At 64.3% G+C, this 13,620-nt stretch carries 14 protein-coding genes; 6 read left to right on the top strand and 8 right to left on the bottom strand.

Annotation, left to right across the window (positions count from 1 at the left end; translation table 11 throughout):
• Positions 1-2 precede the first annotated feature (2 nt).
• Together B4394_RS04845 and B4394_RS04840 are read right to left on the bottom strand one after the other, a co-directional pair.
• A complete protein-coding gene (locus B4394_RS04845) occupies positions 3-269 on the bottom strand; it encodes a tetraspanin family protein (RefSeq protein WP_078308621.1) in 267 nt (88 codons plus the stop codon).
• Positions 262-1,419: a PspC domain-containing protein gene (locus tag B4394_RS04840; protein ID WP_078314385.1), complete on the bottom strand. Its 1,158-nt coding sequence runs from the start codon at positions 1,417-1,419 to the stop codon at positions 262-264. The genes B4394_RS04845 and B4394_RS04840 overlap by 8 nt, the downstream gene beginning before the upstream one ends.
• 163 nt (positions 1,420-1,582) lie before the next feature.
• Here B4394_RS04840 and B4394_RS04835 point away from each other — a divergent pair, with 163 nt between their 5' ends.
• Entirely contained in the window at positions 1,583-2,788 is a 1,206-nt protein-coding gene (locus B4394_RS04835) for an ATP-binding protein (RefSeq protein WP_170914912.1), read from the top strand.
• The gene (locus B4394_RS04830; protein WP_078308623.1) at positions 2,788-3,429 is read left to right on the top strand and encodes a LuxR C-terminal-related transcriptional regulator; all 642 of its coding nucleotides are present in this window, start codon (positions 2,788-2,790) and stop codon (positions 3,427-3,429) included. Before B4394_RS04835 ends, B4394_RS04830 begins: the two co-directional genes overlap by 1 nt.
• On the opposite strand, the gene B4394_RS04825 is transcribed toward B4394_RS04830, so the two are convergent.
• Positions 3,426-4,481 carry an SMI1/KNR4 family protein gene (locus B4394_RS04825; protein ID WP_078314384.1) on the bottom strand — a complete coding sequence of 352 codons (1,056 nt, stop codon included), beginning with the start codon at positions 4,479-4,481 and terminating at the stop codon, positions 3,426-3,428. The two genes, B4394_RS04830 and B4394_RS04825, sit on opposite strands and share 4 nt — an antisense overlap.
• A 131-nt stretch (positions 4,482-4,612) precedes the next feature.
• On the opposite strand from B4394_RS04825, the gene imuA' reads away from it, so the two are divergent.
• Together imuA' and B4394_RS04815 are read left to right on the top strand one after the other, a co-directional pair.
• A complete protein-coding gene (imuA', locus tag B4394_RS04820; RefSeq protein ID WP_078314382.1) occupies positions 4,613-5,317 on the top strand; it encodes a DnaE2-dependent mutagenesis accessory factor ImuA' in 705 nt (234 codons plus the stop codon).
• 70 nt (positions 5,318-5,387) lie between these two features.
• Positions 5,388-6,908, top strand: coding sequence for a DNA polymerase Y family protein (locus B4394_RS04815; protein ID WP_502688516.1), 1,521 nt, complete (start codon positions 5,388-5,390; stop codon positions 6,906-6,908).
• A gap of 14 nt (positions 6,909-6,922) precedes the next feature.
• Here B4394_RS04815 and B4394_RS04810 read toward each other — a convergent pair whose 3' ends face one another.
• Both B4394_RS04810 and B4394_RS04805 read right to left on the bottom strand, forming a co-directional pair.
• Positions 6,923-7,954: a nucleoside hydrolase gene (locus B4394_RS04810; protein WP_078314381.1), complete on the bottom strand. Its 1,032-nt coding sequence runs from the start codon at positions 7,952-7,954 to the stop codon at positions 6,923-6,925.
• 68 nt (positions 7,955-8,022) lie between these two features.
• On the bottom strand, positions 8,023-10,035 hold the full coding sequence (locus B4394_RS04805) for an SDR family oxidoreductase (protein WP_078308626.1): 2,013 nt from the start codon (positions 10,033-10,035) through the stop codon (positions 8,023-8,025).
• A 129-nt stretch (positions 10,036-10,164) separates the two neighbouring features.
• Here B4394_RS04805 and B4394_RS04800 point away from each other — a divergent pair, with 129 nt between their 5' ends.
• Entirely contained in the window at positions 10,165-10,626 is a 462-nt protein-coding gene (locus B4394_RS04800; protein WP_078314379.1) for a hypothetical protein, read from the top strand.
• Positions 10,623-11,153, top strand: coding sequence for a PH domain-containing protein (locus B4394_RS04795; protein ID WP_502688513.1), 531 nt, complete (start codon positions 10,623-10,625; stop codon positions 11,151-11,153). The genes B4394_RS04800 and B4394_RS04795 overlap by 4 nt, the downstream gene beginning before the upstream one ends.
• A 77-nt stretch (positions 11,154-11,230) precedes the next feature.
• Here the strand turns inward: B4394_RS04795 and B4394_RS04790 are convergent, their stop codons facing one another.
• From B4394_RS04790 to B4394_RS04780, 3 genes are all read right to left on the bottom strand, one after another.
• Positions 11,231-11,980 carry a nucleotidyltransferase domain-containing protein gene (locus tag B4394_RS04790; protein ID WP_078308628.1) on the bottom strand — a complete coding sequence of 250 codons (750 nt, stop codon included), beginning with the start codon at positions 11,978-11,980 and terminating at the stop codon, positions 11,231-11,233.
• Positions 11,977-12,549 carry a TetR/AcrR family transcriptional regulator gene (locus B4394_RS04785; RefSeq protein WP_078308629.1) on the bottom strand — a complete coding sequence of 191 codons (573 nt, stop codon included), beginning with the start codon at positions 12,547-12,549 and terminating at the stop codon, positions 11,977-11,979. The genes B4394_RS04790 and B4394_RS04785 overlap by 4 nt, the downstream gene beginning before the upstream one ends.
• Before the next feature lie 91 nt (positions 12,550-12,640).
• Positions 12,641-13,618, bottom strand: a complete 978-nt coding sequence (locus B4394_RS04780) for an alpha/beta hydrolase (protein WP_078314604.1) — start codon at positions 13,616-13,618, stop codon at positions 12,641-12,643.
• Positions 13,619-13,620 lie beyond the last annotated feature (2 nt).

The following is a 13,620-nucleotide window of genomic DNA, read 5'->3' as shown; positions in this document are numbered from 1 at the left end:
TACTAGGTCCGGTTACGGCGGGTCGGAACTGCCACTAGCGCAACGCCGATGGCGATCGCCACGGCAATAGCGACCCAGCCGATCAGATTGCTGTGCACCAGTGCCCCGAAGTCTTGGCCGGTGAGGGCCCAGCCCCCGACGACCACGGCGACCAGCCCGGACAACGCCAGCAGGATGGACGGTCTGCCCTTCTCTTCGGTGGTGGCCTCCGATGAGGATTCCGCTCGATTCTCGGCGCCGGTTACTGGTTCGTCGATGTTCTCAGACACGTTGCACCTCAATGCTTCCTACATTTGCCGTTGCGTTGATAGTCAGTACCGGACCGGTGCCGTTGGGCGAGGGCAGGCAATCAAAGCTGCCGATGCTCACCTCGCATGAGGTGCGCACATTCATCGAGGGAGGAACCAGCACCTGGATATCGCCCATCCCGACGTCGAGGTTCACCGTCTTATCATGGGTGAGCGTGACCTGGGTGAGGTCAAGGGTGATGGTGCCGATGCCGATCTCGTAGTAATCCTCGATTTCGGAAGCCTCTGTCACGCGGTAACTTTGGTCGCCAACGTTGAGTGATACCTCCAGCGGGCCAATGGAGGAGGCCACGATGACGAATACGCCCAGTGGTACCGCCAGGAAGAGCAGTGAGTAACCGCTGCGAAGCCATGCTCCCACCAGCATGCCCACGCCGAGGACAACCAGTGCCGCCGCTGTCACCACTACGGGTGTCACCCAGGTGCCGCCGAGTAGCCCGATGGCCACGAGCACCGCGCTGATGATGAGCGCCGCTCCGATGGTCACCGAGACCACGCGAGACTTGGGTTTGGCAGGTGGCGCTGGCAGCGGCGCCTGATCGGGCAAGTCCCAGGCGAAAGGGGCCGCCCGCAGCGGATCCCAGGTGGGCGGGGGCGGCGGCAAGAGCGGCTCGGTGGCCGCGGTGTTGCTGTTCGATTCGTCATCTTCAGTGGTGAGAGGCTCGCCGGTGCTGGACTGCACCGGCGAACTCGCCGGAGGCACCGGAGTTTCAGTCTGGCGCTGGTAGAGCAGATACCAGCCCCCGAGCAGGACAACGGCACTGACCAATCCCCACGGGTCGCGATCGGGATCGATGAACGGCCCGCCGACAAGCAGCAAGACGATGATCCAGAAGACCATCTTCACCTTGGACTCGTGGTACGGAGTGGTGTAGCGGGCGGTGGGCATCAACAACCAGCACGCCACGTACATGATGGCGCCCGCACCGCCGAAAATTGTTGTGACCACGAAAATTACGCGTACCAACAGCGGATCGACGTTGTAGCGGTAGCCGATTCCCGCGGCAACACCGGCGAGCTTGCCGTGCCCCGGCAGCCGCAACGGCCGCGTCCGCCACATGTCTCCGAGGGTGGAGGACGGCGTCCGTTTGGTGGTGGTATCCGTGTCCATGACAGCTATGTTGCCCAGCCGCGGGCATGTACGCCATCAGGATTCACCCTGATCTTTGCACGGTGGGGTTCAGGGATAAGCCCGATGCCGTGGGGAGCTTTGCCATGGCAGTATCGCAGAGGTGAGTCCCACGTTCCGGAATGCGTTCGCCGGCGGGAATCGGCTGACAGCCGCCCCGCCGTTGCGTCGGCGTACCGGTGGACGGGTGGTCGCCGGCGTCGCCGGGGGGCTCGCTGACCATCTCGACGTTCCGGTGTTTCGGGTGCGGTTGGCCTTCGCGGTGCTCGGGGCGGCCAGCGGTATGGGCATTGCGGCCTACGGGCTGTTGTGGATGCTGATGCCGCCGGGCGACGACGTCGCCGCTGTCAGCGCGACGGACCGTAGGCGGGCAACAGGGCTCTTGCTGTTGAGTCTTGCCGCGCTGATCATCTTGATGTCGACGGTCAGTGGTTCGACGGCAGCATTGGTCTTCCCGATCGTGCTGGCGCTTGTCGGGCTCGCCGTGGTGTGGCGCGAATTCGATGCGCAGGGGCCAAGTTCGGCGGTGCTGGGCGATTCAGGAAAATCGTCGCTGCTGACCTTGGTTCGGGTGATCGCCGGTGCGGCACTGGTCTTCGGCGGGATCGCGGTGGTGGTCCTGCGCAATGTGGATCTATCCTCGCTGCGCGACTCGCTGGTGGCGATCGCCGCCACTCTGGTGGGTGCGGTGCTGCTGACAGTGCCGTTGTGGTTGCGGTTGTGGCGTGCTCTCGGTGCCGAACGTGCCGCACGCATCCGTACCGAGGAGCGCGAAGAAATAGCCTCGCATCTGCATGATTCGGTGCTCCAGACGCTGGCGCTGATCCAGAAGCGGACGGATAACCCCAGTGAGGTGCTGCGGCTGGCCCGCAGCCAGGAGCGGGAACTGCGCAGCTGGTTGTTCTCCGCAGGGGTGTCCTCGGACTCATCGCTGGCAGAGGAGCTGCGCACCGTGGCCGGAGAGGTCGAGGATGCGCACACCGTGGTGGTCAGTTCGGTGATCGTCGGCGATGCCGACCTGTCCGCGGAACCTGAGACCAGACGCGCGCTGATCGGCGCCATCCGTGAGGCACTCGTCAACGCCGCCAAGCATTCCGGGCAATCGGATATCAACCTGTATGCCGAGGTGGAACCCGGGCAGATCAGCGTTTTCGTCAGGGATCGGGGCAAGGGGTTTGATCTCGAGACGGTGCCACAGGACCGGCAGGGCATCGTGCGCTCCATCAAAGCCAGGGTGATGCGCCGGGGTGGCCAGGTTCAGTTCAAATCGGAGATCGGCAAAGGTACCGAGGTACGAATTACCATGCCGTACAACGATGCCAATCATGACGACGCGCAGAAGGGTGCGTAATGCTGCGGGTGTTCCTGGTCGACGATCACGGGGTGTTCCGGTCCGGGGTGCGGGCCGAGCTGGCTGGCGAATCGGATATCGAGATCGTTGGCGAGGCGGGGTCGGTAGTTGAGGCGGTCACCGGAATACGTGCCAGCGCACCGGATGTGGTGTTGCTCGATGTACACATGCCCTCCGGTGGAGGGGTCGCCGTCATCAATGGGGCCGGTGGTTCCGGACCGGTGTTTCTGGCGCTTAGTGTGTCGGACGCTGCTGAGGACGTCATCGCGGTAATCCGCGCGGGAGCCAGGGGCTATGTCACCAAGACGATCTCGGGGAGTGAACTCGCCGATGCCGTGCGCCGGGTGGCAGGCGGGGATGCGGTGTTCAGTCCGCGGCTGGCCGGATTCGTGCTCGATTCGTTCACGGGACGGTCGAATACTCCGGAGCCGGCGCTGGATCCGGAGCTGGACTCATTGACGCCACGCGAGCTTGAGGTGCTGCGGCTCCTTGCCCGTGGATACACATACCGGGAGATCGCCGAGGATCTGGTGATCTCCGTCAAGACAGTGGAGACACATGCCTCCAATGTGCTGCGTAAGACACAGCAGTCCAATCGCAACGCGTTGACTCGTTGGGCGCACACCCGCCAGCTCGATTAGGACTCGTCGAATCGGAGTTTGAAGGTGCGGGATTCCAGCTGCGTAACGAATTCCTCGAGCGTGTTGGTCTGGACTTGCAGGTATTCCCAGCCTTCCGATGCATACATCAGGTACGTGGGTCCGTTCGGGTTGCGGGTGTCGATGGCGATATCGCCGCCGCCAGCTGCTGCTATATGGAGATACCCAGGATTGTGAGCGCCACCATCGGCGCAGGCTCGGGTTAGGGAGACGATTTGAGCGGGGGGATAGATATCGATGTAGTCATCGGTGTCTAGACAGCCAGTCTGGAGAATGGTTGGGCTAGTGAGATATTGACGCCATAGTTCGGGGACTGGCCACCCCATGGCCTCTTCCACCGTGTCGATCTCTGTATCTGGGTAGCCTGTGCGGTACGTGAGGTGTGGATATTCCTTGAGTGCGGCCTCGTCGAGGGTTGATAGGGGTAATGGCTTCTTCCCGGTGGCCAGCACTGGGACGGTATACGCAAAACCCAGTTCACCGGGCAGCATGGCAGGTCTCCCGGCTGCGATGGCAGAACCAAGATCGAAGGTGACCCGCATGCTGCCGGTGTTATCCAGTGCGTGTGGAGCCGCTTCTCCCAGGGAAAGGAAGCCGCAGGATTCCGGAACGCGGAGAAATACGGTGCCTTTTTTGCGCCAATGACGGTTCCAATCGCTGAAATCTCGGATCAGTTCGATCTTCCACCGGCCGCGTACCGAGGCGATATCATACCTGACCCAGGTGCCGGGCAGGTAGTACGTCTTTTCGCGCTGATCAGCAAACTCGGTGTATACCTCCACGGTGATGTGCTCTGGGCCGTGTGCCAAAACTTTGAATGTCTTAATGTGACAGGGATTGTCTTTCTCGGTGCGGATCATTAAGTGATGCCAGTACGGCAGCTTGCCTGGCACCCCTTTGTAGTTGGGTGAAAGTTCGTCCAACGCGGGGCCGATCGATAGCTTCTTCAGGCCTTCGATATCGGAGGTGTTGATTGCGTGAAGGTATGCCTCGACGAGGGCACGTACCTCGTGGGACTCGGGCTCGTCACTCATGTCAACCATTTCGTTGGAGTTAGTTTGCTGGTTGTCAGGGTACTAATCACGTGTTGACGGTTGTCGGGGGGTGGGTGTTTACTCGTAGTATCGAACATATGTTCTAGTCGAGTGTGTCTGGAGGTGCGGTTGTGACGGCAGTGTCGGCCGCCGATGAGGTGCTGATCAACCGTGCTGACCAGCTACAAAAGCTCCGGCAGCAGATGGCGTCGATATCGGGAAAGGTCGGTGGGGACAGGTCGTCGGCCGGCCGGTTTCAGGAGGCACTGCCGGACGCTCAATCTTTGCTACCAGGGTCCGATGCGCTGGCCAGCTCGATAGGTCACGTGTTGCGGCGCGGCACGGTCGCGGTGGCCAGCGGGGCCCGGTCGCTGCCCTTGGATGTGGTGGCTTCGGTAACCGCGGCAGGCGGGTACGCCGCGATCGTGGGCATGTCGGAGGTGAGCGTGCTGGCGGCGGTGGAGCGGGGAGCGGACTTGAGCCGCCTGGCGCTGATTCCCCGCCCGGGCCTGAGTGCGGTGGAGGTGGCCTCGGTGCTCATGGACGGGATGGATCTGGTGGTGTTGGGTCTGGGTGGCCGACGAGTGACCTCGACGTCCGCGCGCGCGATAGTGGCCCGGGCGCATAGCAACGGATGCACATTGCTAGCCGTCGATGGGGACTGGGAAGGTGCCGCGGTGCGGTTGCAGGCCCGGATAACCGGCTATGACGGAGTGTCCACCTGTGGTCTGGGGCGGATTCGTGGGGTGCGGACAGCGGTACGGGCGACGGGGCGCAGGGTGCCCAGAGCTGCCGGGGAGGTGTGTGGCAGCCGTGGCTCGATCAGGTCTGCATAAACGGCAGCGTAAAGCTCCTCGGGTGCTGGCGATTTGGTGCCCGGACTGGCCGGCGGTGGCGGCCGCGGCGATGGCCGATCTTCCTGCCACTCGCCCCGTGGCGGTGACCCTGGCCAACAGGGTGACGGCATGCACTGCCGCTGCACGGGCGCTGGGGGTGCGACGGGGGATGCGGCGGCGCGAGTCCCAAGCCCGTTGTCCGCAACTGCATGTCGTGGCGGCCGATGTCGATCGTGATGCGCGGTTCTTCGAGCCGATGATCGCCGCGGTAGACGATCTGGTGCCGGGGGCCGAGATCCTGCGCCCTGGGCTGATGGCGCTGCCGGTGACCGGTGCTGCCCGGTACTTCGGCAGTGAGCAGACCGCGGCGGAACGGCTGGCTGATGCGGTCTCGGTGGCCGGGGCCGAATGTCAGGTGGGCATTGCCGATCAGATGTCCACGGCGGTGTACGCCGCGCGGCATGCGGTATTGGTGTCACCCGGTGGGGATGCCGAGTTCCTGGCTCCATTGTCGATCAAGGAGATGGCCGCCGAACCCAGCCTGTGTCGACCGCAGCGTGAAGACTTGGTGGATTTGCTGTGGCGCATGGGAATTCGAACAATAGGTGCTTTCGCGGAACTGGCACGGTCGGATGTCGCCTCGCGGTTCGACGATGACGCGGTGCAGGCGCACCGCCATGCGCGCGCCGAACCGCAGCGCTCTCCCTCGGGTCATGCGGTCCCGGCCGAACTGGGAGTGGAGCTGCCGTGCGATCCGCCGATCGAACGGGTGGATGCGGCGGCTTTCGCGGGGCGAACGCTGGCGGTGAGCCTGCACGAGGCGCTGGCCTCGGCTGGAGTGGCCTGCTCCCGGTTGGCTATTCACGCGGTGACGGTGGACGGCCAGGAGTTGTCGCGGGTGTGGCGGTGTGCCGAACCGCTCACCGAGGAGGCGACCGCCGACCGGGTGCGCTGGCAGCTTGACGGCTGGCTTGCCCGGCGCCGGTCTCTGGACGGGCCGGTGGCGATGTTGCGGTTGGAGCCGGTCGAGGTGGTGGCTGCCGAGGCATTGCAGCTGACGTTGTGGGGAGCGGTGGGCGCCGAGGAACGCCAGCGCGCTCGCCGTGCATTGACACGAGTTCAGGATTTATTGGGAGAGGAGTCGGTACAGGTGGGAGTGATCAGCGGTGGGCGCGGTCCGGCCGAGCGAATTACGTTGGTGCCCTTAGGGGATGAGCTGAGGCCACGGGCAGATCCCGATGCCCCGTGGCCCGGGAGGTTGCCCGATCCGGCTCCGGCGGTGCTGCTCGGCGAGGACGGCGAACCGGTGGAGCTGTTAGATATCGATGGAGCGCCGGTGACGGTGACCGGACGGGGAATGTTCTCCGGGGAACCGGCCGGGGTCCGGCGGGGTAATGGCCGGTGGGAGTTGAGTTGGTGGGCGGGACCATGGCCGATCGATGAGCGATGGTGGGAGGAGCCGGAGCCGAATCCCACCCCGGTATCCGTGGCCGCCAGGGCCCAAGTGCTGCTGGAAGACAAGGGCGGCGGTCGGGCGCTGCTCCTGCATTTCCGCAGGCAGCGATGGTACGTGGAGGGTGTTTATGAATGACGGTCTGGCCGGAATCAGCGAGTGCCGTCAACCTTTCGCGCGAAGACGCTCACTCGCTCGATGAATCGCGCGAAGAAGGCCCCGGGGTCGGTCTCCACCGCGATCTGTGCATTGGGCTTCTGGCCCCACTGGCCCTTCCAGTCCGCGATGGTCATCGCGCGGGTCAGATCGCCGGTCAGCTCCACATCCACGGTCGCGGAACGTGTTTGGACTAATGCTGGATCCAGCGCCACCGCGGCGGCGAACGGATCGTGCATATGAGCCAAGAAGCCCTCGTCCTGCTTCATGTGGAATTCGAAATAGAAACGCACCGCGTCTTCGATGAATCGCAGTAGTGAGTTGGTCGCCGCCGAACGGCTCGAGGGAAGGTCGAGCACCGACAACGGCGCGGTGGTGGCACCCGTGGCCTCGGCCAGCCTGACCAGATGCTCCGGTGTCATGGCGATCGTCTCGGTGAGATTCAGGCCGCACACGATCGGAAGTTCCTGTACGCCAGCGGCTCCCCAAGCGGCGTACACCTCCGCCGTCGCGCCCGGATCAACCACGACATTCCATTCCGCCACCGGCGTGGTGTTGCCGGGGTAGTCGAAGGAGCCGCCCATGATGACGAGCCGTTTGATGAGTTTGGGCAACTCGGGCTCGGCGCGCAGGGCCAGCGCCAAATTGGTGAGCGGGCCGGTCGCCAGGCCCACCAACTCGCCGGGGTGTGCGTGCGCGGCCCTCACCCAGGCCTCTGCCGCGTCGTAATCGGTGAGTGTGCGCGTGGTCTCCGGCAGCACGGCATATCCGAGCCCGGTGGGTCCGTGCGTGTCTTCCGCAGTCCGTAGCGCCGCGCTCAACGGCTCGGCGACGCCCTTGGACACGGGGATCTGCGGGGCGTTGCACAGCTCCAGCAGGCCCAGATTGTTCGCGCACACATGATCCACCGGGACATTGCCCGCCGTAGAGGCGATACCGACGATCTCCACCTCCTCGCTAGCGAGGAGAAAGATCAATCCCAGTGCGTCGTCGACTCCGGTATCAACGTCGGCAAAAACGGAAACCATGGACGTCAACCTACCGTCAGTTAGCTCGCCAATCCGGGCACCGACGCGATTTGGGGCCCGTTTCTAGCTCACCAGTGCACCCCGGGGATGAGGCGCACCACCTTCATCACCGGACCGGGAACACGTAACTTCGGCACGGCCGCAACACGCTTGGCGGCCTTGGGGCGACGTCGCGAGGTCGACAGGTCTTGGCGATCGTCGACGGGCTCCAAGCCGCGGGCGGCGCGGGAGTCTGGGTATGCCAGATACATCTGGTGCATGATCCGGCGGGTCAGCTTCGGTGTCATGTACCGGCCGATATCGGCGTAGGTACCCATCGGATGGTCGATCCGGGTCGGCTTCTCGATCAGTCCGCGAACCACCATGGCGGCGGCATGTTCCGGTGTGAGCCCGCGCACCACGTTCAGCTTGTTCGAAGGCTGAATCATCGGTGTCTTCACCAGCGGCATATGGATGTTGGTGAAGGTGATGTGATCAGACACCGTCTCGGTCGCGACCACATCGGAGAAGGCATCCAGTGCCGCCTTGGTGGGGATGTACGACGCGTACTTGGGGTTGCGGGTCTGCACCCCGGCCGTCGACACATTGACGACATGGCCGAATTTCCTTTCCCGCCAATGGGGGAGGAGTGCCAAGACCAGGCGCACGGCGCCAAAGTAGTTGATCGCCATGACTCGTTCGTAGTCATGGAACCGGTCGACAGTGTTCACCACCGAGCGGCGAATCGAGCGACCAGCGTTGTTGACCAGGTAGTCCACATGCCCGAACTGGCCGAGGATGCTCTTCACGGTGTCGTCGACGGCCGAGTAGTCGGTCAGATCGCAGGGGAACGAATGCGCCTTACCGCCATCCTCGCGAATCTCCGCGACGAGGTTGTCGAGCGCCTCGGCGTCGCGCGCTACGGCGAAGACAGTGCCGCCGCGCTGGGCGACCGCGATGGCCGCCGCACGTCCGATGCCGCTGGAGGCGCCGGTGATGATGACGTGCCGGCCGACCAGTGGCCCGGCGGGGTCGTCACGGCGGTACCGCTCCGGGTCCAGGTTCTTACGCCAATACTGATACAGCTTGCCTGCGTAGCTGTCGAACGGAGGAACGGTAATTCCACTGGGCCGCAAGGCTTTTTGTGTCGCCTCGGAGACGAAGGTGGGCATGATCTCAGTGATGTCGATGACCTCGGGCGGGATGCCGAGTTGGGTGACCACCATGTTGCGCCAGACCTTGAGCGTGCCCCGTGCCCGCAGGAACGGGGTGGCCATGGCATGGGGAAGCGAGCCGCGCACGGGTGGCAGACCGGCAGCGGTGGCAATGCCGGAGTAGATGTCGCGCAGGTAGGTCACCTCGGGATTGGTCAGGTGGAAGGCCTGCCCATCACGGCCCTCCTGGTGCATCAGCTCGACGGTCGCGTCGACGACGTAGTCGACCGGAACGATGTTGGAGCGCCCGGCTTTTGGCAGCATCATCGGCGTGGATCGGGGCAGGCGCGCCAGCTTGGCGAAGACCCCGAAGAAGTAGTACGGGCCGTCGATCTTGTCCATCTCGCCGGTCTTGGAATCGCCGACGACGACGGCAGGCCGGTAAATCCGGTAGCGCAGTCCGGGTTCCGAGCGCACCAGCAACTCGGCCTCGAACTTGGTCTGGTGGTACGGCGTCGGCAGATCCTGGTTGACGTCGAAGTCTTCCTCGGTGAACTCGCCCTCGTAACTGCCCGCGACCGCGATGGAGGAGATGTGGTGCAGGGTGGCGCCGGCGCGTTTGGCCAGCGCGATGACCGACCGCGTGCCCTCCACGTTCGCGGCGCGCTGTGCTTTGTCGTCCACCGTGATGTCGTAGATCGCGGCACAGTGCACGATGTGATCGGCGGTGACCGGATCCGCGTCGGCGGGCAGGCCCAGATCGGGCTGGGTGAGGTCACCCACCAGCGGCTGCACGCGGTCATCCCATTGTTCGGCGAGCTTTTCGAACCGCGATAGGGACTCGCGACGCACCAGGACCGCGACCTCGGCGCCCGGCTGGGTCTCTAGAATTCGGGTCACGATCCGTCGTCCGATGAAGCCGGTGCCGCCGGTAACGATGTATTTCACGTGCTACCTCTGAGACTGTTAGGCCGCTTATCGGCCCGGTTGGAGTCATCGTTGCCGTTTTGGGGTGTTTCGTCAACGATGTGTGACAAGTTCGTCATCGGGGAGTTAGCCATAGGGGATACTCCAGGAATGTCGCGCATCCAGGTGTTCAGTGCTGCCCGGATCACGGGCAATGCGGCCTGGTGGACGTTCGTGGTAGCCGTGCTGTTGAACCGGGGGCTCAACCCTTGGGGCTGGGATCTCGGCTGGACCGCGTACACCCCGCTCACCGATGGCGCGCCGCGCCGCTATGCCGACTACGCCCCGTCGTTCGACTCCACCGTGCAGCTGATGGGTGTGGTGGTGTTCGCCGCGTTTTCGCTCGTGGTGGCCTCGGCCGTCGTCGAAATGGCGATCAGCCGGCAGTGGCGTGCCGCGGTGGCGGTTGTCATCCCCTTCATATCGATGGGGATGATTGGCTACGCGTTTGGGGACGTCGACCGTACCGTCGTCTGGTCGCCGACTGTGGTTCTGGTGTTTGTACTTGCGGCCGTCGCGATACGGCAGGTGTGGATGCGTCGGTTCGCTCCGACGATGGTGGACGAACGGTGATCGATACCGTGCCCACGGCGCCTGCGACGTCGATGGCACCGGTGGGACTCGGTGCCAGTAGATCGGCGCCCGTGCTCTGGGCCATCCAATACGCGTTGGCGTGCATCCCTCTGGTTGTCGTGGTCGCGGTGGTGTGGGCGGTGACGGCGCCGCCCGCACACGCGAGCACCCCGTTGCAGCATGCGGTGGGCGTGTTGGGGCTGCTGTGCATCGCGGGCGCGGTGGCGTGGGTGGTGCTTCGGCCACTGCAGCGTTATCGCACATATCGTTGGGGTGTCCTCGACGACGACCTGGCCTATATCGCGTCGAAGACGTTGTGGCTCAAATCTTTCTGGGTGATTCCGTTTGCTTTGGTGCGGACCGTGGAACTGCGGCAAGACCCACTGTCGCGATCCTTGGGGCTGGCGATGGTGGTGGTGCGGGCGGATCAGGGGGAGCTGCGGATCGTGGGCCTGGACGTCGACACCGCGCGTGAGGTCGTCGAGAGGCTGTTCGAGCTGGTGGATGAGGCTTCGGTATATCAATAGATGACGTTTGTTCCTGGCCCACCACGAGGTCGTGAGTGTTTGCACCGCTGCGACCCGCTCCGCGCGAAGATATCGCGTTAGCCGACACTTTCGCCGAGAGCGCGGATCTCGGCTGCGGCCTTGGTGAGCGCTGCCGGATCGGGTGACAAGCCGGCGAGAATCGTATGTACGGCAGCAAGCCCGGCGGCCTCGAGCAGGTGCTTTTCGTTGGTTACCCACGCGCCGCGTGCGGCCCGTGCTGCGTGGGCGTACTCCATCGCGGCGACGGCCAGTAGTCCCGCGCATTGAGTCACCCGGCCGTGCGGTGCGTGGTTCTTCTCGGCATAGCGCACATTCAGCGCGGCGCGCGCAGACCACATTTCGGGCGCCGACTCACGAAGCGCCGCAGGGTAATCCGGACATGGCAGGATGCCGCGCAACACCTTGTTGAGGGCGAGCTCGCCGACCACCAGATAGCTGGGGATTCCCGCGAGGTGGAACATCAGCGGCTCTATGTGGAACTCGCCTCGCTCCGCGCGCACCAGTTGTTTCTGGACGTCTGCCAGGTCGCGGTAGTGCACGTCGACATCCCGGCCGTCGATGTGAAGCCAAGCGCCGCCGTTGAACACGCCGCCACCCCAAGCGCCGATCTCGGAGACTTCTCCGTCCCAACCGATCTGGCGCAGTTCGTCAGGGTCGAAATCGCCGCGGTAGTAAATCGCCAGGTCCCAGTCGCTGTCCGGGCGGTGCGTGCCCTGTGCGCGGGAACCGCCAAGGGTAACCGCCTCGACTGCGGGAAGTGCCACCAGGCTGTCGGCGATGGAGTCGAGGAACGCGGTGTCGGTCATCGTCCGGCGGTATCGATGAGAGCCTCGACGGTCGCGATGAGTACGGCCCGGTGGGCGGCCAGGCGCTCGGGTGAGAAGGGCTCTGTAGTTGCGAGACTGCGCAGCGCCGGTGATGCACCGAACCACGCGGTGGTCAGCCCGAGCGTGAGGGCCAGGATGTCGGCAGGTTCCACACGCACTGAGGGAGGGCATGCTTCGGCGATCGCTTGGACTTTTCCTGCGTAGGCGGCAGTTTCCGCGGGACCGGCGATGGGGCGTTCCAGCTGTGCCCAGGTGGCAAGTCTGAGATGTTCGGGATGGTCGATCAGATGGTCGAACAACGCGCCCGCATAGCCCGGTAGATCCCTGGGCGTGAAGGGGACGGCATCGGACATCCGCTCAATGGAATGGGCGACCACGGTGTCGAACAGTGTTTCTTTGTTGGTGAAGTAGACGTAGAGCAGCCGCTTGTTGGCCTCTGCCGCGGCACCGATCCTGTCGACACGTGCACCGGCCAGTCCATGCTCGGCGAACTCCGCGTACGCGGCATCGAGCAGCCGCTTCTTGGTGGCAGAGGCGTCGGGCGGCATCCCATAAGCCTAGAGGCATGTCGCCGCGCGATTTCGGCAGCGCACCGGCTGGGGCAGCGGTTATGCCGCCAGCCCAGACGGTGCGCCCCCATCAGGCCAGGTGGCTGTTGAACCAGTCGGCGATGTGACCGACGGTGCGGTCGACGACGTCGGGCTGGTCGTAGTACTGGAAGTGATTGGTGCCGTTCTCCCAGATGAGCTTCTTGTCGGCGGATGGAATCGACTCGAAATGCCGCCGTGCTGCCGCCGGATTCATGCAGGTGTCGGAGTGGATCACCAATGCGGGCTTCTCCAGCCTGGCGGCACCAGGCACGGTGGTGTAGTCGAAGTGGTCGAGGTCGCTCATGATGGCGTAGCGGTTCTCCCAGCCCTTGAGCGTCCACGATCCGTACCAGCTCCACACCAGCGGCCCGGGCAACCCGGCATCGGATCCGGCGACCGGGTCACCGAGGTCGGGGGAGACCAGCGGTGCGTAGAGGACTTCGCCGGTCTGCTCGTACCGGGCCTTGGCATCACGCGCCCGCGTGAGCCTGGCGTCCAGGAGAGCTTCCAGCTGCTCGGTGGTGGGCGCGGTCGCCGGATCGAACGGGTTCTCGCTGACGCCGGCGGCGATCATGAACAGGTCGGTCTCGCGGTCGCGGTAGTAACCGGTCACCGAGGCAACGGCTTTGATCCGGTCGTCATAGGAGGCGATATCGAGCATCTCGGGCCCACCCTGACAGACACCGGCCCCGAAGATGCGCGATGGGTCGACGTCATCGCGGTTCAGCAGGTAGTCGATGGCCGCTACGGCGTCCTCGTTCTTCATCTTCGGGTTCTCGAGACGGCGCGGTGTGCCGCCGCTCTCGCCCACGGTGCGGGGATCGAACGCCAGCGCCAGGAAACCTTCGTCAGCGAGACGGGTGGCGTAGTGGATTGGCGCTTGTTCTTTCTCGAACGAATAGGGGCCCAGCAGGACCACTGCGGGGAAGGGGCCGTCACCGTGGGGACGGTGTACGACACCGACGATGTCCTCGCCGTGCGAGGGGAAGACGACCTTTTCGGGCGTGTAGTTGCCGTGGTGTGGCATTC

Source organism: Mycobacterium sp. D16Q16, from assembly GCF_002013745.1.
In the GTDB taxonomy this organism is placed as follows: Bacteria; Actinomycetota; Actinomycetes; order Mycobacteriales; family Mycobacteriaceae; genus Mycobacterium.
The sequence above is the reverse complement of the archived record's forward strand: the minus strand, read 5'-3'. Positions and strand labels throughout refer to the sequence as shown.